The organism is Mesorhizobium sp. B2-4-14, assembly GCF_006442155.1.
Lineage (GTDB): Bacteria > Pseudomonadota > Alphaproteobacteria > Rhizobiales > Rhizobiaceae > Mesorhizobium.
This window is the reverse complement of sequence record NZ_VFVA01000025.1, coordinates 43,463-61,853: the sequence shown is the minus strand read 5'-3', so window position 1 is coordinate 61,853 and position 18,391 is coordinate 43,463. Positions and strand designations below refer to the sequence as shown.

14 protein-coding genes, 1 tRNA gene and 1 pseudogene are annotated in these 18,391 nt (G+C 61.5%); 6 read left to right on the top strand and 10 right to left on the bottom strand.

Going from position 1 to position 18,391, the window contains the following annotated elements:
* Nucleotides 1-10 precede the first annotated feature (10 nt).
* From sucD to FJ938_RS20665, 3 genes are all read left to right on the top strand, one after another.
* Nucleotides 11-910, top strand: coding sequence for a succinate--CoA ligase subunit alpha (sucD, locus tag FJ938_RS20675; protein WP_140696875.1), 900 nt, complete (start codon nucleotides 11-13; stop codon nucleotides 908-910).
* A 229-nt stretch (nucleotides 911-1,139) separates the two neighbouring features.
* On the top strand, nucleotides 1,140-3,824 hold the full coding sequence (locus FJ938_RS20670; RefSeq protein WP_140696872.1) for a phosphoenolpyruvate carboxylase: 2,685 nt from the start codon (nucleotides 1,140-1,142) through the stop codon (nucleotides 3,822-3,824).
* A 405-nt stretch (nucleotides 3,825-4,229) separates the two neighbouring features.
* The gene (locus FJ938_RS20665; RefSeq protein ID WP_140696869.1) at nucleotides 4,230-4,913 is read left to right on the top strand and encodes a hypothetical protein; all 684 of its coding nucleotides are present in this window, start codon (nucleotides 4,230-4,232) and stop codon (nucleotides 4,911-4,913) included.
* A gap of 282 nt (nucleotides 4,914-5,195) precedes the next feature.
* Here FJ938_RS20665 and FJ938_RS20660 read toward each other — a convergent pair whose 3' ends face one another.
* Nucleotides 5,196-6,326, bottom strand: a complete 1,131-nt coding sequence (locus FJ938_RS20660) for an ionic transporter (protein ID WP_140696866.1) — start codon at nucleotides 6,324-6,326, stop codon at nucleotides 5,196-5,198.
* 410 nt (nucleotides 6,327-6,736) lie between these two features.
* Between FJ938_RS20660 and FJ938_RS20655 the strand changes: the two are divergent.
* A pseudogene (locus FJ938_RS20655) lies at nucleotides 6,737-6,961 on the top strand (tyrosine-type recombinase/integrase); the annotation flags it as partial.
* 81 nt (nucleotides 6,962-7,042) lie between these two features.
* On the opposite strand, the gene FJ938_RS20650 reads toward FJ938_RS20655, so the two are convergent.
* Nucleotides 7,043-7,127, bottom strand: a tRNA-Leu gene (locus tag FJ938_RS20650).
* Nucleotides 7,128-7,361: 234 nt separating this feature from the next.
* Here FJ938_RS20650 and lipB point away from each other — a divergent pair.
* Nucleotides 7,362-8,105 (top strand): lipoyl(octanoyl) transferase LipB, encoded by a 744-nt coding sequence (lipB, locus tag FJ938_RS20645; protein WP_140610492.1) that lies wholly within the window; start codon nucleotides 7,362-7,364, stop codon nucleotides 8,103-8,105.
* A 162-nt stretch (nucleotides 8,106-8,267) separates the two neighbouring features.
* Here lipB and FJ938_RS20640 read toward each other — a convergent pair whose 3' ends face one another.
* Nucleotides 8,268-9,518 carry a site-2 protease family protein gene (locus FJ938_RS20640; protein WP_140696864.1) on the bottom strand — a complete coding sequence of 417 codons (1,251 nt, stop codon included), beginning with the start codon at nucleotides 9,516-9,518 and terminating at the stop codon, nucleotides 8,268-8,270.
* Between the two features lie 924 nt (nucleotides 9,519-10,442).
* Between FJ938_RS20640 and FJ938_RS20635 the strand changes: the two genes are divergently transcribed.
* On the top strand, nucleotides 10,443-11,078 hold the full coding sequence (locus FJ938_RS20635; protein WP_181169149.1) for a tetratricopeptide repeat protein: 636 nt from the start codon (nucleotides 10,443-10,445) through the stop codon (nucleotides 11,076-11,078).
* 462 nt (nucleotides 11,079-11,540) lie between these two features.
* Here the strand turns inward: FJ938_RS20635 and FJ938_RS20630 are convergent, their stop codons facing one another.
* The 7 genes from FJ938_RS20630 to FJ938_RS20600 form a co-directional block, all read right to left on the bottom strand.
* Nucleotides 11,541-11,834 carry a GYD domain-containing protein gene (locus tag FJ938_RS20630; protein WP_140610489.1) on the bottom strand — a complete coding sequence of 98 codons (294 nt, stop codon included), beginning with the start codon at nucleotides 11,832-11,834 and terminating at the stop codon, nucleotides 11,541-11,543.
* Between the two features lie 130 nt (nucleotides 11,835-11,964).
* Nucleotides 11,965-12,648, bottom strand: a complete 684-nt coding sequence (locus tag FJ938_RS20625) for an ABC transporter ATP-binding protein (RefSeq protein ID WP_181165635.1) — start codon at nucleotides 12,646-12,648, stop codon at nucleotides 11,965-11,967.
* Nucleotides 12,645-13,931, bottom strand: coding sequence for a lipoprotein-releasing ABC transporter permease subunit (locus FJ938_RS20620; RefSeq protein WP_140696859.1), 1,287 nt, complete (start codon nucleotides 13,929-13,931; stop codon nucleotides 12,645-12,647). The genes FJ938_RS20625 and FJ938_RS20620 overlap by 4 nt, the downstream gene beginning before the upstream one ends.
* Nucleotides 13,928-15,256, bottom strand: coding sequence for a proline--tRNA ligase (gene proS / locus FJ938_RS20615; protein WP_140696857.1), 1,329 nt, complete (start codon nucleotides 15,254-15,256; stop codon nucleotides 13,928-13,930). Before proS ends, FJ938_RS20620 begins: the two co-directional genes overlap by 4 nt.
* Nucleotides 15,257-15,910: 654 nt before the next feature.
* The gene (locus FJ938_RS20610; protein WP_010910093.1) at nucleotides 15,911-16,195 is read right to left on the bottom strand and encodes a DUF1467 family protein; all 285 of its coding nucleotides are present in this window, start codon (nucleotides 16,193-16,195) and stop codon (nucleotides 15,911-15,913) included.
* Entirely contained in the window at nucleotides 16,192-16,596 is a 405-nt protein-coding gene (gene mce, locus FJ938_RS20605; protein WP_140696854.1) for a methylmalonyl-CoA epimerase, read from the bottom strand. Before mce ends, FJ938_RS20610 begins: the two co-directional genes overlap by 4 nt.
* 116 nt (nucleotides 16,597-16,712) lie before the next feature.
* On the bottom strand, nucleotides 16,713-18,383 hold the full coding sequence (locus FJ938_RS20600; protein WP_140696851.1) for a ribonuclease J: 1,671 nt from the start codon (nucleotides 18,381-18,383) through the stop codon (nucleotides 16,713-16,715).
* Nucleotides 18,384-18,391: the final 8 nt, after the last annotated feature.

The following is an 18,391-nucleotide window of genomic DNA, read 5'->3' as shown; positions in this document are numbered from 1 at the left end:
GGTCGAAACCATGGCAATCCTGCTCAACCGCAGCACGCGCGTTATCGTGCAAGGCTTCACCGGCAAGATCGGCAGTTTCCACGCCGAGGACATGAAGCGCTATGGCACCAAGCTCGTCGGCGGTGTCACCCCCGGCAAGGGCGGCCAGACACATCTCGGCCTGCCCGTCTTCAACACGGTCAAGGGCGCGGTGCGCGAAACTCGCGCCGAGGCCAGCATTGTCTTCGTGCCGCCGCCCTTCGCCGCCGATTCGATCATGGAGGCCGCCGATGCAGGCATAAAGCTCTGCGTCTGCATCACCGACGGCATCCCCTCGCAGGACATGATGCAGGTCAAGCGCTACATGCGCCGCTACCGCTTCGAAGACCGCATGCGGCTGGTCGGCCCGAACTGCGCCGGCATCATCACGCCGGGACAGGCGCTGATGGGCATCATGCCCGGCTCGATCTACCTGCCCGGCCGCATCGGCATCGTCGGGCGCTCCGGCACGCTCGGCTACGAGGCCGCCTCGCAGATGAAGGCGCTCGGCATTGGTGTGTCGACCAGCGTCGGCATCGGCGGCGATCCGATCAACGGCTCGTCCTTCAAGGACATTCTGAGGCTGTTCGAACAGGATGACGAGACCGATGCCGTGGTGATGATCGGCGAGATCGGCGGGCCGCAGGAAGCCGAAGCCGCGATCTGGGCGCGCGACAACATGCGCAAGCCATTGATCGCCTATATCGCCGGCCTTTCGGCGCCGAAAGGCCGCCGCATGGGCCACGCCGGCGCCATCATCTCGGCCTTCGGCGAGTCGGCGCAGGAGAAGGTCGAAATCCTGAAGGAGGCCGGCGTCGTCATCGTGCCGACACCATCCTCCTTCGGCGAGGTCGTGGCGGATACGCTGGCACGCATGAAGAAGGCTGCTTGATGGCCGACCGGCCGAAGGCCGCATAACGCGAAATGGGAAGTCTGTTTGGGGGTGGCGGAAACGCGGGTCCACGGATCGGCAGGAAACTCCTCAGAACGCTTCGACACCGCGTCCAACGCAAGCGATGCGAAAAAACAGATACTTGGAGCGGTTCGGCGTCTCACGCAGTCACTGAATCGCTCTAAGGGCGCGGCTGCAGCGCAATTGATGGACGGGTCAGGAAACCGGTTTGGAACAGAGCAGACGCATCAGATTTCGTGAGGACGAGCGCAGCCTTTTGTTGCGCCTGCTGCTTCAGGTCGCAAGCGCGCGCGAGCCGGAGATCGCCGCTGTTCTAAGCGGACGCAGGTCGCTTGTCTCGCTTGCCGCGGAGCAGCGCATCCCGGCGCTTCAGGCGAGCGGCGTGTGGTTCCAGTTGCTGACGATTGCCGACGAGTTGCTTGCCATGCGAAGGCGTCGCGAACTCGAACAAGGCGCGGGTGTCGACGAAGTGCCCGGGTCGTTCGCCAGCGTGATCGCGCAGATGGCGGCGAACGGCCACTCGGCGGGCGAAGTCCAGGCGGCCCTTGATGAGCTTTGTGTCGGCCCGACCATGACCGCGCACCCGACGGAGGCCAAACGCGTCACGGTTCTGGAAATCCACCGCCGTATCTATCGCAAGCTGACCGAACTCGACCAGCCGCGCTGGGCGCCGGACGAACGTGACCTGTTGGTCGCCGATCTGGAAAGCGAGATCGAACTTCTGTGGATGACGGGCGAACTGCGGCTGGAGCGTCCGACGGTCGAACGCGAAATCGCCTGGGGCCTGCATTTCTTTCGCGAAGTCATCTTCGAGGCGACGCCGCAGCTCTACGGCAAGCTTCAAGGCGCTTTCGAGCGTCACTATCCGGGAGAGCCGATCAGAATCCCTTCTTTCATGCGCTATGCCTCGTGGATCGGCGGCGACCGCGATGGCAATCCAAACGTGACGGCTTTGGTCACCGCCCATGCCGTGGCCGAATACCGCAATACCGCCATAGGCTGGTATCTGACACAGGTGCAGCGGCTGGTGAGGGTGCTCAGCGCCAGCTCGAACGTCATTGACCTGCCGGCCAGCTTCAAGCCGGTGCTGCAAATGGCACTTGATAAAAGCGGACAGGCGCAAGAGATCGCCATCCGCAACCCTGACGAACCGCTTCGCCAGTTCGCTTCGGCCTTGCTTGCCCGGCTGGAGGCCACGCGAGACGGCGGCCCGGCGGCGTACCTCTCGGCGGAGGCGTTTCGTGCCGATCTGAACGGCCTGTCATGCGTTCTCGAAGCAATCGGAGGGCGCGCGGTAGCCAGGCGTTTCGTGCAGCCCCTGCTTTGGCAGGTCGGAAGCTTCGGCTTCCGTACCGTCTCGCTCGACATCCGGCAGAACTCCACGGTCGTCAACCGTGTGCTGGCCGAGCTGTTTGCGCTGACAAATCCCGCAGGTCCGGTCGCGGCCGGCACACCGCAATGGTCGGCGCGCATTCGCGCCGCCTTAAGTGAGGGCAAACGGCTGGAGATCGACGCAAGCCGGCTTTCGCCGGAAGCAGGTGAAATGCTTTCGACATTCTCCGTCATCCGCGAACAGATCTCCAGCTCGGATGCCGACGCCGTCGGCTCTTTCGTTCTCAGCATGACCCGCTCGGCCGACGATCTGCTCGCGGTCTATCTACTGGCGCAATATTGCGGACTCTCCACCGCGCCTGACGGCGGCGGCACAATCAGGCTGCGGATCGTGCCATTGTTCGAGACCATCGCCGATCTGCAGGCAGCACCCGTCATCCTGAACGAATTGCTCGGCATTTCGCTGGTGAGGCGGACGGTGCGGGATTTCGGCGCGCGCCAGGAGATCATGCTTGGCTATTCGGATTCCAACAAGGACGGCGGTTTCCTGGCTTCCAATTGGGAATTGGCAAAGGCGCAAAAGCGCCTCGCTGCCATCGGCCGTAAGCATAGGGTCAGGATCAGCTTCTTTCATGGTCGCGGCGGCTCTGTCAGCCGTGGCGGCGCGCCGACCGGCCGGGCAATCGCGGCACAGCCGGCAGGCACCGTCGCCGGAGCCATGCGGGTGACCGAACAGGGCGAGGTCGTATCGTCGAAATTCGCCAATCGCGGCACCGGCCTCAACCAGCTCGAGGTTCTCGCCGCTGGCGTGCTGGCCCATAGCGTCGGATCGCCCGGCAGTGTCGAACCGAAGGAAACGCCGGAGTTCGACGAAGCGCTGGAAGCGCTGGCAGGCATGTCGCAGGCATCCTATGCCGGGTTGATGGCCGAGCCCGGCTTTCTCGATTATTTCAACCAGGCGAGCCCGGTCGCGGAACTGGCGCTGCTGAAAATGGGCTCACGGCCGGATCGCCGTTTCGGCGCCAGCGGCATTGCCGACCTGCGCGCCATTCCCTGGGTGTTCGCCTGGAGCCAGAACCGTCATCTGTTGACCGGCTGGTATGGCATCGGCAGCGCGCTGAGCGCCTTCGTCACAGTGCGCGGCGAGGCCGGGCGCGATCTTCTGGCCCGCATGTTCGAGCATTCGCGCTTCTTCCGCCTGATCGTCGACGAGGCCGAGAAGACGCTTTACCAGTCCGACATGGAGATCGCGCGGCTCTACGCCGGCCTGGTGTCCGACAGCCAAGCGGCTGGGCGAATCTACGCCCGCATCGCCGCCGAATACGAGTTGACGCGACGCCTGATCGGTGACCTCACGGGAGGCGATCTTTCCGCACGCTTTCCGATGTTCAAGCGGCGTTTCGACAATCTGCGGCGGCAGATGGATGACATTCACCGGCTGCAGGTCGAACTGCTGCGCGAAGTCAGGTCAAAGATCGGGACGGCGGATCAAAAGCGGGCGACCGACGCTCTGCTCGTATCGATCAATTGCATCTCGGCTGGCCTCGGGTGGACGGGATAGGCCCACCTTCTGCCGAACTGCCTTCGTCGCATTGCATCATCGTCCAGGGCCAATCGCCCCTATAGCGCCAGCCTTTCCGCTCCAAAGGCCGGCGCACGGGCCATGCCGGCGCTGTCTTCTCGGCGCTCGGCGAGTTGCAGCAGTCGGGCATATGGAGGCCCCGCTCAGACCTTCTGTCAGGTCAGCGACCGTCACCGACGGTCAATCTCGAGGTCGTTCGTCGGGCATCTGGAGTTGGACGGGAGCACCATCAGTACATGGCGGACGGGTCGGATCCTCACTGCTGCGATGCGCGGTAAGAGGGCAGAACCTGCACGAGGCACAAAGCTGTTCTGAGCCAGCAGGGCTCGTCGCCACGATACCGCCAGCCTATACAAGGATATGGCCGCAGGGGTGGAAGAAAAAATGGGTAAGTTGGGCAATGGATACGGGAGCGAATTTCACTTGCTCCGGTACTTGGAATTTGATCGCATCAGTCTGAACAGCGCAATTCAAACGACCACCGGCTCAGAGGACCTTGAGTGGCTCCCCGGACCGCCCGATCCGAACAATCCAGGGAAACTCCGGGAATGGAAAGGACTCAATTTCCTCAGTCATGATGTTCCGTTGCAAAGTGCGTGGCGAAAGATCTGGCCAAGCACCGGCAATCCCCCAAATTGGGATGGCGTTGGCAGGGTACAGATAGCTGGCCAATGGCAATGGCTACTGGTCGAGGCCAAAGCGCATGAAGGGGAAGTGGCTTCCTCGTGCTCGGCCTCAAGCGAGCACAGTCGGGCTCGGATTGCGGCGACCCTAGCAGCCACCAAGCAGGCTCTTGGCGTAAGCCCGGAACGGGATTGGCTTAACGGCTACTATCAGTATTGCAATCGACTCGCGGTCTTGAACTTCCTCCATAAACAGAACGTCCCGGCCCACCTCCTGTTCATCTACTTCATTGGCGACAAAAGCGGCTCTGGCCGCAATTGCCCGCAGACGAAAACTGACTGGCGTGACACCCTAGAGCGCCAGAGGAAGCATGTAGGGGTCCCAAACACCCACCCGTTGCAAGAGAGGGTGCATACCCTTTTCCTGCCCGTCCAAGCCCGATGATGTGAGGGGTCCACGGAATTAACATAATACCCTACTGCCACCGTATAGCCCGGGAAAGAAGGCGACAACTCTCAACAGGGGTAATATAATTGGTGCCCCGGCATCACCCGTAGGGCACGGCTCAACAAGCCGTGCTTTTGAAATAACCCATGTCTTTGAGCGTCAGAGCTTTACAACGACGCCAAGGCGATCGCCCAGCATTGCCGTCAGGCCAACGCGATGAGAATGGTTGGCGTCAAAATCGAAGCATGTTTTCAGGCCTTCTAGCCTTGATGAACCTGGCTACGGGATAAAAATCAGAAAAACGTAGGCCAGAAAAATAACGATATGCACGAGGCCCGTAAGGAACGTGGTTCTTTCTGTCCCAAAACTGACGGTGCTTACCGAAAGCGCCAAGATCAGAAGTACCGTGTCGCTCGCCGGAATGCCAAGAGTTAATCCCCTTCCGGTAATTAAACTGGCGAAAGCAACCGCCGGGATCGTCAAGCCTATCGTAGCGCATGCTGATCCCATCGCGACATTCAGGCCGCGCTGCAATTCATTGTTCAGTCCGGCGCGTATCGCAGACACTGCTTCAGGCATCAAGACCAGAGCCGCGATCAACGCGCCAACGATGGCATCAGCTTGTGTGACCTGAAGAGACATGAGCGCATTTTCGATGGTACCCGCAACCTGTTCCGCCAGCATTACGATCCCAATCAGCCCAGCCATCATGAGGAGTACGTTAGCGGTTATCCCATCTCGCGCTTCGGGTTCGCCGCCGTGCGAGTGACTTGATTGCCCATCCACGAAGTCGTCTCGATGGCGAACTGTCTGTGCGAAAACAAAACCTGCATAGAGCAGCACCGACAGTATGCTCACAAAAGCCAGCTGCGCGGTTGAAAAAGTGCCCGGGCCGGTGGCGCGCGTATAGGTCGGCAGGATGAGTGTTAGGACGGTCAGCGCGATAAGAACCGCCAGGTAGGCGCTTGTGCCCTGGCGAAGAATCGCCTGCTTGCGATGTTTCCATCCACCCAGAGTGAGGCACACGCCTACCACACCGGTCGACGTGATCATGACTGTCGAGAACACGGACTCGCGCGCCAGTGTGGGATTGTTGGCTCCATGCAACATCATCGAGACGATGATCGAGACTTCGATCGCCGTCACGGCGACGGTAAGCACCAGCGTCCCATAAGGTTCTCCCAACCGCCTGGCGACCGCCTCGGCATGATGGAGCACGACAAAGACTGTGACAAACAGCAGCGCACTGGAGATCGCTCCGATCAGCACTCTCACGCTCATCGCACCTTCATCAACCGACAGCCCGCTGATGTGAACTGCCAAAGCGGCTGCAAGAGCAGTTGGCGGCAGCACATATGGGACAATGGCCCGCCCGCTAGCGCGTGTGATTGATATTTCGTTGGCGTTCATTAGTGTTGCCTACGGGTGTGTCTTTGAACTCGTGCTCCGAAAAATGCCACCGTTCGTTAAGTGAAGTTGCCGTCTGACGCTTCCGTCGAGTGGGCAAAGCCTTATGGTTTGGAAGCTAGAAAAACTGCCAGCGCTACGGCCTTCCGGCGGCCGGCGGATAGAAAGATGATGTTTATCTTATAACTTGGATAGGCACTGAAATTGATTACTGGCAAATGCGAAACCTAGCAATCGGCCGACGGTCGATTGGCCGCGTTGAAAGCGGCATTCGCTACAGCCGCGCGCGCTAATCGGTACGGAACAGACGGCCGCTCGCCAATCACCTTGGCTTGCGAATCCACATTTTACTGTGAAGTCAAAGAAACTGGCTTGCCAGGGCATTGACACAGGGCCACGGCAAGCCTGTCACCAAGGAAAGCTTCGGCAACATGTTCCGCGCCGCCTGTAATGCGGCTGGCGTGAAAAAGTCAGCTCATGGCGTGCGTAAAATTGGCGCCACCCGAGCCGCCGAGGCCGGCGCAACGATGCGAGAGCTCGAAGCTTTGTTCGGTTGGACCGGTGGAACCATGGCCTCGCTCTACACGAAAACGGCCGATCGCAAGCGCCTGGCTATGGCCGCTTCGGAAAAGATCGAGAACGCCCAACGCCCGCACCCCCGGTTCAGGTGCGGGATAATGGTGAAATTTCGTAATGATTTCATTGGTCAAAAAATCGTATGGTGCGGTCGAGAAGACTCGAACTTCCACGGGTTGCCCCACAGCGACCTCAACGCTGCGCGTCTACCAATTCCGCCACGACCGCACGTGGTAGGAGCCGGAACCGACCGGCTCGCGGCGTGTAGCAAATCGTTTCCGGCGAAACAAGTGCGTGGCGAGCAATAATCTCAAGCGATTGGCATAACGGTCCACAGGATTGGAATGAGCGCCCGCAACTGGACGTTTACGCCTGATATCGCCATATGAGAGCGGATGCATGTCGCCCGGACACATGCTTCGGGCTTGACCCGTGGGATGCACAAGCGAAAAACGAAAAGCCATGCCAGAACGCAGCCAGATCGCCACGTCGTTCCTGCCGCTCCCCGGTTCGGCGCCGGTCGAATGGCTGGTCGAGCCTGGCCTCACCGCTTATCCCGATGCGCTGGCTTTCATGGAGGCGCGCGCCGAGGCGATCCGCAGCGGAGCGGCCGGAGAAATGGTCTGGCTGGTCGAACATCCCCCGCTCTACACCGCCGGCACGAGCGCCCGTATCGAGGACCTGATCGATCCCGACCGCTTTCCGGTGTTTTCGGCCGGTCGCGGCGGCGAATATACCTATCATGGGCCCGGCCAGCGGGTTGCCTATGTCATGCTGGACCTGAAGCGGCGTCGAGAAGATGTTCGCGCCTTCGTCGCCGCGCTCGAACAGTGGATCATCGGCACGCTCGCCGCCTTCAACGTGCGCGGCGAACGGCGCGAGGACCGTGTCGGCGTCTGGGTGGTGCGGCCGGATCGCCCTGCCCTGCCGGACGGCTCGCCGGCCGAGGACAAGATCGCCGCGATTGGCATCCGGCTGCGGCGCTGGGTGAGCTTTCACGGCATCGCCATCAATGTTGAGCCGGACCTTTCCCATTTCGGCGGCATCGTGCCATGCGGTGTTCAGGACCATGGCGTCACCAGCCTCGTCGACCTTGGTCTTCCCGTGACAATGGGGGACCTCGATCTGGCGCTGAAATCCGCTTTCGAGGACGTCTTCGGCCCCGCCGCGGCTATGCCTACCGAGGCCGACCGCAAGGCCGGCTGAGCTTCCTGGCTCCGAAACTGCTTGGGGTATATTGAGAGTCAGGTCAGGCCGAGTCGAGAATGGTGGATTTGAGAACCGGAGCGGAGCGTACTTTTGGGTATGTGAGCACCGGAAGCGCAGAAAACCATTCGCAGGCCGGCATCACCTGAATATCCATGCACCTTAGATCAGTTGCGCCGACGCCCACAGGACGCCGCAGCCATGGATGACGAACACCGCCACCAGCGCGCCGGCGATGGCGAAGCGGTCGATCGTGCGGATCGGTTCCAGTTCGTGGCGCGGCTTCACGCCGCTGCCCATGGTCAGCAGGCTGAGGATCGAAAAGACTGCGCCGGCGGCGAGCAGGAAGCCGGATGAGAACCCGGCCTGCCGGCCGAGCATCAAGAAAGCCGAGAGCAGGAAGAACGAGGCCAGCGCCAGCGCGATCGGCCCGGGGCAGATCTGGCGCAGCACCTGGCCGCCATCGAACTTCCACACCGGCACCAGATTGGCGATGTTGAACAGGGCCGCGCAGCCTGCCAGCGCCGCGAGCAGCGCGGCAGCGGCCTTGTGCCCCTCGCCGCCGGCAAACGCGCTGGCAGCAATGACGATCGGCACCAGGAAGGCGGAGAACCCCGCCCCCATCAATGCCACGAAGGCCACTTCGAACCGGCTGTTGTAGGGGCGGCCGCCAATGGCGATGCCGCCGAGCAGCGGGATGAAGATCATCCGCGCCTTGCGGTGTCCCATCAGCCGGAACGCCGCCATGTGGCCGAGCTCGTGCAAGGCCACGACCGACGTCAGGATCGCGGCCAGCGCCAGCCCGCCGAGATGGAGACCGAAGAACGGCCACAGGATCAATGCCGACAGCACCGCAAAGCCGATCTGGCTCAGCGGATGCTCGAACCAGCCGCCTTTGCGATAACGCCCGGTCGTCGCCCAGCGCTGCAGCTTGGAGAGCTCGCGGCGCATGGCGAAGTAACGGAACACCAGGAAGGCGATGCCGCGGTAGCGGTCGGTCCGGCCAAGGGTCACCCTTGTGCCATGACCCTCGGAAACCAGTTCGGTGGTCTCCTGATAATCCTTCCAGAAAGAACTATCGAGCACGGTATCCTCGATGACGCGCATCGAAAACCGGCTGCCCTCGACAACGTCCCCAAACTTTGACCTGCGCTCGATCGGCTTGCCGTCGCGGCCTTCCCACGACAGCATGATGCGGGTCACGCCCTCCCCGTCCAGCGCTTCGGCTGACAGGATCTCACCGGACCAGCCGGCATCGCTGCCAAGCGGCCACAGCGCCTGCCAGAGGCGCTGGCGGTCCATGGCAACCACGCGGCTCACCCTGACCGTGCGCAAACCAAGCGGCATGGTCATCAAGAGAAAGATCAGCCCGAGATTGCTGGCCACGAGAATGGCCGTAACGATCGGCGACACCTGGACGTTGCTCCCTGCCTTCAGGGTACCCTAACGTCGGGGCGGCAAGAAAGGCTTAACGGGCGGAGTGGCCCTGGCCATCGAGGAAACAGCGACGGCACGCCGCCAATTCACATGGCTCCGATCCAGATCGCCATGGAAATGAGGAACGTGCTCATGCAGACAAGCGAGACGACATCCTGAACCAGATCGGTCATAACTCTCTCCTGTTGTTTGTATGTTCGTATTTTGTTCTAATTTTGTTCGAATGTCAACGACCGAGCATAGGGGGATAGGAGGAGAATTTGACACGGTTAGTGAACGGTTAACCGGTCCGGAGGGTCGTTTGACAAGACGGTGCCAGCAGACCGTTCAAGGCTGCCGCGCCGACACGGCGCATGACGACGACGGATGGTTCTGACAATTGCGCCGCGCCAGCAGGCTTCCTGTCTCATTTCAAGACGAAGGGGATGGCATCCGTCTTGCTCCGTAGGTGTTGCCGGTTGATCCCGGTCCTGATCGCGTCCTCTGATCAGGTTGTAGGCTCGCCGGGCTTCGAGGTTGTTGGGGTCTTCGCCCGGCGAGTTTATCGGAATGATGATCACCCTATCCTGAGAGCCACCAATGAGCCTTCAGTGCGATTAAGGCGGAACAGATCGCAATCGCCAACACGACCAGTGCCCCTGTGACACCACCGCGGGAAAGTCGCCATCGGCGGCCTTGTCTCATGCGCTTTCGCCAACGGTCAGCCTGATTGGCACCACCGTATTTTCCCTTGCCTGTCATCCGCTGGCCGCCGCCTGCTTGAGGCGCGCTCAATCGGGATCGGCCTGTCCGATGTCCCAGACGACTTTGGGAGTTCGATGCATTCTTCTCATCAAAGTACCCTCGTCACTGGCAAATCTCTCATGATATTTCGCGTGTGGGGCTATGGGGAGTTTTGTTATGGCTTGGCGGGTTTTTGGAATTTTGGCGATGGGCCTGATCCCGGTCGTTCTCCTTAATAGCATTTCGGACGCAAAAGCCTCCAACGCTGACATAGAGCGCTGTATTCATTCGAAGACACCGAACGACAAGGTTTCCTATTGCTCGATTGCCTTGAGAGGTCGACCTGGCGGAGAGATGACCGATCGCCTTCTTCTTCGAAGGGGCAATGCGCTCATGCAACTCGGAATATTTTCCGAAGCTGTCAAAGATTTCTCGCGCCTCATCGTGGCGAATCCGGCCGTGGCTGGCTATGTCGACAATCGTGTGGCCGCCCTGCGATCCCTCGGCCTTTATCAGGAAGCACTCGCGGACGCCGATCACGCGATAGACTTGGCGCCGCACAAAGCCTTTGTCTATCACAGCCGTGGTCTTGTTTTTGAAGACCTGAAACAGTTTGCTTCTGCTTTGAGCGATCTCGACCGAGCAATTTCCCTCGATCCCAACAATGCAGGGTTCATGGTCGAACGTGCGAGGATCAAGATGGAAGCCGGCCGTGTGAGTGAGGCTGTCGAGGACCTCTCGCGCCATTGCCCAAGACCCCGGCAATTTGGCCGCGCTGAAGCAGCGCGGCATGGCGCACCTCGCCCTTGGTGATCTCAACTCCGCGGCAAGCGATCTTCACATCTATATCCGGGCAGTTCCCGATGATCGGGAAGTCGCGGCTGCGATCGCTGGCATTAAGCCCGCCGCAAGTAGGAGGCCTTCAACCCCTTGATGAGAGGCGCGGTGACTTGAGCAATTCCAGGAAAAGTGTGAAACGGTTTTCCATTCGGAATTGCGTCAAAACAAAGAGCTTGAGCAATTCCAGGAAAAGTGGGAAACGGTTTTCCGTCCGGAATTGCGGCAAAGAGTTAGAGCAGTTCACCGTTTCTGTGAAACTGTAAACCGCTCTAACCGGACGGCATGAATGCCTTTGCCATTGAAGTGGCTGTCGCAGCCGATTGCCGCTGCACTATTTGGGCGGCCGGTAGCTGCCAGCCGAGGTGCAAAATTTCCTTCTATCTCCAACTTACGGCGCCGGCTTCGATTGCTCGCGCACGGCAGCACGGCCACCGGTCAGGCCATCTTTGCCATTACCTTGGCCATATCTGCCGTGTCGAACGCCCTCAGAGTCTGAGTTCTGATGTTGCCCAGCGATGCGATCGACAGGGATAGTGCGGTCGCGGCAATGTCGTCGTCGGCTTCGGCAATCGCCACGACATCGTGTTGGCCAAGTGTCCACAACAGGGTGTGAACCTTGACGCCGCTTTTGCTGGCCATCGCCTTGAAGGCCTCGGCACGCTTCTGGGTATCCTTTATGCTCTTGATACCTTGGTCTGTGAAATTCGAGAGCAGCACGTAGTAAGCCATTCGTTCCTCCCACAATGGGGAGCGGGCGGGCGCTCACGGCGCGTCCGCCGTCTCCCAGAGCCTAAGATAACACGAGCTGGGTGTGCGAACCACAGGCGGCCAGACAGGCCATCGCGCACCGTTGCGCAGCCTACAATGGGACAACCTTGCCGTCGGCAAGCGTGACGCGCCTGTCCATGCGCGATGCCAGCTCGTGATTGTGAGTGGCGATCAGTGCCGCGAGGCCCGACTGCCGGACCAGCGCCTCCAGTGCCTCGAAGACATAGGAAGCGGTGACCGGGTCGAGATTGCCGGTCGGCTCGTCAGCCAGCAGCACCAGCGGCGCATTGGCAACCGCACGCGCAATGGCGACACGCTGTTGCTCGCCGCCGGAGAGCTCGGCGGGCCGGTGCGATGCGCGCTTGCCGATCTGCATGTAGTCGAGCAACTGCGCCGCGCGTTCAGCTGCTTCCTTGCGCGGCAGCCCCTTGATCAGCTGCGGCATCATGATGTTTTCCAGCGCGGAAAACTCCGGCAGCAAGTGATGGAACTGGTAGACGAAGCCGACATCGTTGCGGCGGATCGCCGTGCGCTCGTCGTCGGACAGCCGGCCGCAGGCCCGGCCCGACAGGATGACATCGCCGGCATCGGGACGTTCCAGCAGGCCGGCCGTATGCAGCAGTGTCGACTTGCCGGTGCCCGATGGCGCCACCAGCGCCACCATCTCGCCGCGTCGCAGCGAAAAATCGGCGCCGTTCAAAATCGTGAGCTTGCGCGGCCCCTGGACATAATGCCGCTCGACGCTCTTCAGCTCGATAATGGCCTCGGCCATCACTCATACCTCAAGGCTTCGACCGGATCGAGGCGGGCCGCCCGCCATGCCGGAAACACCGTTGCCAGGAAGGACAGGCCGAGCGCCATGATGATGACATAGGTCGTCTCGCGCGGATCCATTTTCGCCGGCAGCTGGCTGAGGAAGTAGAGCTCGGGATTGAACAGCACCTTTCCGGTCATCCAGGAAAAGAACTGGCGGATCGATTCGATATTGAGGCAGATGACCACGCCGAGCAGCACGCCGGCAATGGTACCGGTCACGCCGATCGCGGCGCCCGTCATCAGGAAGATGCGCAGGATGGCGCCGCGCGAGGCGCCCATCGTGCGCAGGATGGCGATGTCGTGCCCCTTGTCCTTCACCAGCATGACAAGGCCGGAGATGATGTTGAGCGCCGCCACCAGCACGATCAGCGTCAGGATCATGAACATGACGTTGCGTTCGACCTGAAGCGCGGAAAAGAACGTCTCGTTGCGCTGGCGCCAGTCGACGAGGTCGATCGGCCGTTGCGCCGCCTCCTCTATCTTCGGCTTCAGCGCGTCGACATCGTCGGGATTGTCGACATAGATCTCGATCGTCTGCGCACGCCCGTCCATGTTGAAATAGAGCTGCGCCTCGGAGAACGGCATGTAGACGATCGAGCTGTCATATTCCGACATGCCGACTTCGAAGATCGCCGCGATCTTGTAGCCCTTCATGCGCGGCGTCGTGCCGAGCGGCGTCACGTCGCCGTCCGGCGAGATGAGCGTGATGGTGTCGCCCAGCGTCAGGCCGAGATTTTCGGCCATGCGCTTGCCGATGGCCACGCCCTCGCCGGCATCGAAATTGGCGAGCGTGCCCTGCTTGATGTTGCTGGCGACGATCGCGATCTTGCCGAGATCCTCGCCGCGAATGCCGCGCACCAGCGCGCCCGAGCCGCCGCCGACATTGCCTTGCGCCAGCACCTGGCCGTCGATCAGCGGGAGAGCATATTTGACGCCGGCCACACCGTTGATACGGCTGGCGACCTGAGCATAGTCCTCGAGCGGAGAATCGAGCGGCTGCACGATCAGGTGGCCGTTGACGCCAAGGATGCGCGTCAAAAGCTCGGCACGGAACCCGTTCATCACGGCCATGACCACGATCAGCGTCGCCACCCCCAGCATGATGCCGAGGAACGAGATCGAGGCGATGACCGAGATCACCGTCTCCTTGCGCCGCGAACGCAGGTAACGCCACGCCACCGTGCGTTCGAAGATGGAAAAGGGGCCGGCGCCCGCCGATCTTGCCGCGGCCGCCTCGCTCATGCCGCAACACCGAAGCGTTTTTTGGCGTCGGCGACCGGCAGCGTCACGCGCTCGCCGGTCCTGCGATTCTTGATCTCGACCTCGCCGGCGGCCACGCCGCGTGGCCCCACGATCACCTGCCAGGGCAGGCCGATCAGGTCGGCGGTGGCGAACTTGCCGCCCGGCCGCTGGTCGGTGTCGTCGTAGAGCACATCCTTGCCTGCAGCGGTGAAGGCGGCATTGAGCTCGTCGCAGACGCGGTCGCAGTCGGCGTCGCCGACCTTCATGTTGATCAAGCCGATGTCGAAGGGCGCCACCGCCTCCGGCCAGATGATGCCGTTCTCGTCATGGCTGGCCTCGATGATTGCCGCGACCAGCCGCGACGGGCCGATGCCGTAGGAGCCGCCGGAGGCGAAATGATCCTTGCCATCGGGGCCGGTCACCTTGGCGCCCATCGGTTTCGAATATTTCTCGCCGAAATGGAAGATGTGGCCAACCTCGATGCCGCGTGCCGAAACCTTGTCGCTGTCGGGGACCTTTTCCCAGGCCGCCTCGTCATGCATTTCGTCCGTGGCGGCGTAAGGCGTCGTCCACGTCCTGACGATGTCAGCGATCTCGCCGTCATTAGCGAAGTCGGTGTTCGCGCCGGGCACGGCAAGCGAAAGATAGTCGCGATGGCAGAAAACCTGGCTCTCGCCGGTGTCGGCCAGGATGATGAATTCATGGCTAAGATCACCACCGATCGGCCCGGTGTCGGCGCGCATCGGGATCGCCTGCAAGCCCATGCGCGTAAAGGTCCTGAGATAGGAGACGAACATCCTGTTATAGGCGGCTCTCGCGCCCTCGAAGTCGAGATCGAAGGAGTAGGCGTCCTTCATCAGGAACTCGCGCGAGCGCATGACGCCGAAGCGCGGCCGCACCTCGTCGCGGAACTTCCACTGGATGTGGTAGAGGTTGAGCGGCAAATCCTTGTAGGACTTCACATAGGCGCGGAAAATCTCGGTGACCATTTCCTCATTGGTCGGACCGTAGAGCATGTCGCGGTCCTGGCGGTCCTTGATGCGCAGCATCTCCTTGCCATAGTCGTTGTAGCGGCCGCTTTCGCGCCACAGATCGGCCGACTGGATGGTCGGCATCAGGATTTCCAGCGCGCCGGCGCGGTTCTGCTCCTCGCGGATAATCTGGCAGACCTTGTCCAGCACCCGCTTGCCAAGTGGCAGCCAAGAGAAACTGCCCTGCCCCTGCTGGCGGATCATGCCGGCACGCAGCATCAATCGGTGCGAGACGATCTCGGCCTCGCGCGGATTTTCTTTGAGGATAGGCAGGAAATAGCGCGACAAACGCATGGACTGGTCCGTGAATGAGAACGGCCACGCCAGAATCGGCGCGACGCAGGCTTGCTTGCCCCGGCTTCATAGCCATTTCATGACGGATTGGAAACCCGGCCACACCGGCACAATGCCGCGTTTCAGCCCGGAATCCTTCGGTTTCCGATCAGGCCGCGCCGACAATGAAGCGCACCGATCGTCTTTGGGCTTGGCCTTCAATTCTTTGCGCGCGTCAATTCAGGACATGCCGTAAAGGCTGCACCACGCCTTGCTGGTCGTTTCGAAAGCAAACCATGCCATACTATTGTGCAGTGCAGCACGAGAATGCCTGTTTCGAGGCAAAATTCTTCGTGACTTTTTCATTCGGCTTAGGCTAGTGTGCCGCGATAACCGAGAGGGCGGAGAAAAATCTGCTCTCCTACGCGGTCAAAGTCTTGGGAGGATGCGATCTAGGCGCGGTTACTCGCTGCCGCCGGAAACCGGAAACAGATCGGACGCGTTTAATTGCAAGGCCTTGTGCCTTGCATTTTTTTTGTGCAATCATCTGGTTAGCGCGGTGAGTTGCCAGGTCACATGACCTTGCGTCAGCAGGTGTATGGCCGCGAAAACGCGGCAGCATCGCGGGCCGCATCCTCGCGATCTCGATGCAGCGCAGCGCCCTTGCCGGGCGATCTACTTCGCTGGAGTCTGGCCGAAATCCGGCACGATGTGCGGGATGTCGTTGAGGCTGTATCCCAGCCCGTGCGTCAGGCCATAGAAGATGCCCATGAGGATGGCCGTGGCGATGGTAGTGCGGATCACGGCGCGCAGCATGTGCGGCCCGCGCGGCGCGCTTGGAACAGTGCCCAGCGTCACGTCGTGATCATCATCCTGCGTCCGGACACTGAACGGCAGCACGGCAAACAGCACCACCCACCAGGTCGCGAAAAACAGGGCGGTGAACGAAACCCAGCTCATGATTGCTCCAGTTCGATCAGCGTGCCGAAGAAATCCTTCGGATGCAGGAACAGCACCGGCTTGCCATGGGCGCCGGTCTTCGGGTTGCCATCGCCCAGCACGCGGGCGCCGGCGGCCTTAAGCTGGTCACGCGCGGCCAGGATGTCGTCGACCTCGTAGCAGAGATGATGCATGCCGCCGGTCGGGTTCTTCGCGAGAAACGCCGCGATCGGCGAGCCCTCGCCCAAAGGCTCCAGCAGTTCGATCTTGGTGTTGCCGATATTGACGAACACCACGGTGACGCCGTGCTCCGGCAGAGCCTGCGGCTCCGTCACGTCGGCGCCGAGCGTGTTGCAGTAGGCAGCGGTGGCGGCGGCCAGATCCGGCACTGCAAGCGCGACATGGTTGAGACGTCCGAGCATTGGCTTTCTTTCGAGGCAATAGGGCAGTACGGAAGACAGTCCACGAGGAGGCATCCGATCTATTTTCGGCTTCCACCCTACTGCCTTATTGCCCTACTCCCCTACTCCCTTGTTCGTCACCTGGTGACGAACACCGTCACCAGCGGCTTCTTGCCCCAGGCTTCGTTGGCCGCGCCACGCACCGCGCGCCGCACCGCCTCTTGCACGAGGTCGAGGTCCTTTCGGCGCTGACGGGGGATCGAATCCACCGCGCCGACGGCCGCATCGATCATCAGGTCTTCCAGCGTTTCGCCGCTGGCATCGGCCTCGGCGACGCCGATGGCGACAAGGTCTGGGTCGCCGGCCAGCTCATATTTCTCGTCGAGGATGACATTGACCGCGACATGGCCGGCAAAGGACAGTTTGCGCCGGTCGCGGATGCCCATTGCCTGGTCGGTGCCGATCAGATTGCCGTCCTTGTAGATACGGCCGAACGGCACCTGGTCGATGATGGTCGCGGGTCCCGGCGCGAGCCTCAGCATGTCGCCGTCGCGCACCTGCGCCACCTGGCCGATACCGGAGGTCGACATCAGCGAACCCTGGGCCACCAGATGCGCCGCCTCGCCATGCACGGGGACGCCGATCTGCGGGCGCACCCACTCGTACATCTTGCGCAATTCGCTGCGGCGGGGATGGCCGGAGACATGCACCAGCGCGTCGCCGTCCTCGATGATCTTGATGCCGAGATCGATGAGACGGTTCTTGATCTCGAGGATCGCCTTCTCGTTGCCGGGAATGGTACGCGACGAAAACACCACCGTGTCGCCCGCCGTCAGCGACACCGATTTCATCTCGTCACGCGAGAGCTTTGCAAGCGCCGCCAGCGGTTCGCCCTGGCTGCCGGTGCAGATGATCACCAGGTTTTCGCGCGGGATGAAGCCGAAATCCTCCTCGGCGATGAACTCCGGCAGGCCGTCCATGTAGCCGAGCTCGTCGGCCACGTCGATGACGCGCTTCAGAGAGCGCCCGAGCACGAGACACTGGCGGCCGGCATCGCGTGCCGCCCTGGCGATGGAAACGATACGGCCGACATTGGAGGAAAACGTCGTGACGGCGACGCGGCCCTTGGCGGCCTGGATGACGCCCTTGAGGCCCTCGCCGACTGCGACTTCCGAAGGCGAATCGCCTTCCCGCAGCGCATTGGTCGAATCGCAGATCAGCGCCAGCACGCCCTTGTCGCCATAGGCGCGAAAGCGCGCCTCGTCGGTCTTGGGACCGATGGTCGGCTCCGGGTCGATCTTCCAGTCGCCGGTGTGGATGACGGTGCCCGCCGGCGACGTGATCGCCAGCGACATCGGCTCGGGAATGGAGTGCGCGACCGGAATGGCTTCGATCTCGAAGGGGCCGACGGTGAATTTCTCGCCGGCGCGGTAGATCGTCAGCGGGATCTTCGGCGCGCCCTGCTCGCCTTGCCGCTTGGCTTCCAGCAACCCGGCGCTGAACGGCGTCATCCATACCGGCGCCTTCAGCCTCGGCCAGATGTCGAGCAGCGCACCATAGTGATCCTCATGCGCGTGGGTGATGACGATGCCGCGCAGATTGGCGAGGTTCTCCTCGATGAAGCGCGTGTCGGGCAGGATCAGGTCGACGCCCGGATGCGCGGCGTCCGGAAAGGTAACGCCGACATCGATGACAATCCATTCGCGCGCGCTCGGCGGGCCGTAGCCGTAGAGGGCGAAGTTCATGCCGATCTCGCCAACGCCGCCGAGCGGCACGAAGACGAGTTCGGCGTTTTCCGCTTTCGCCATGATTTTTC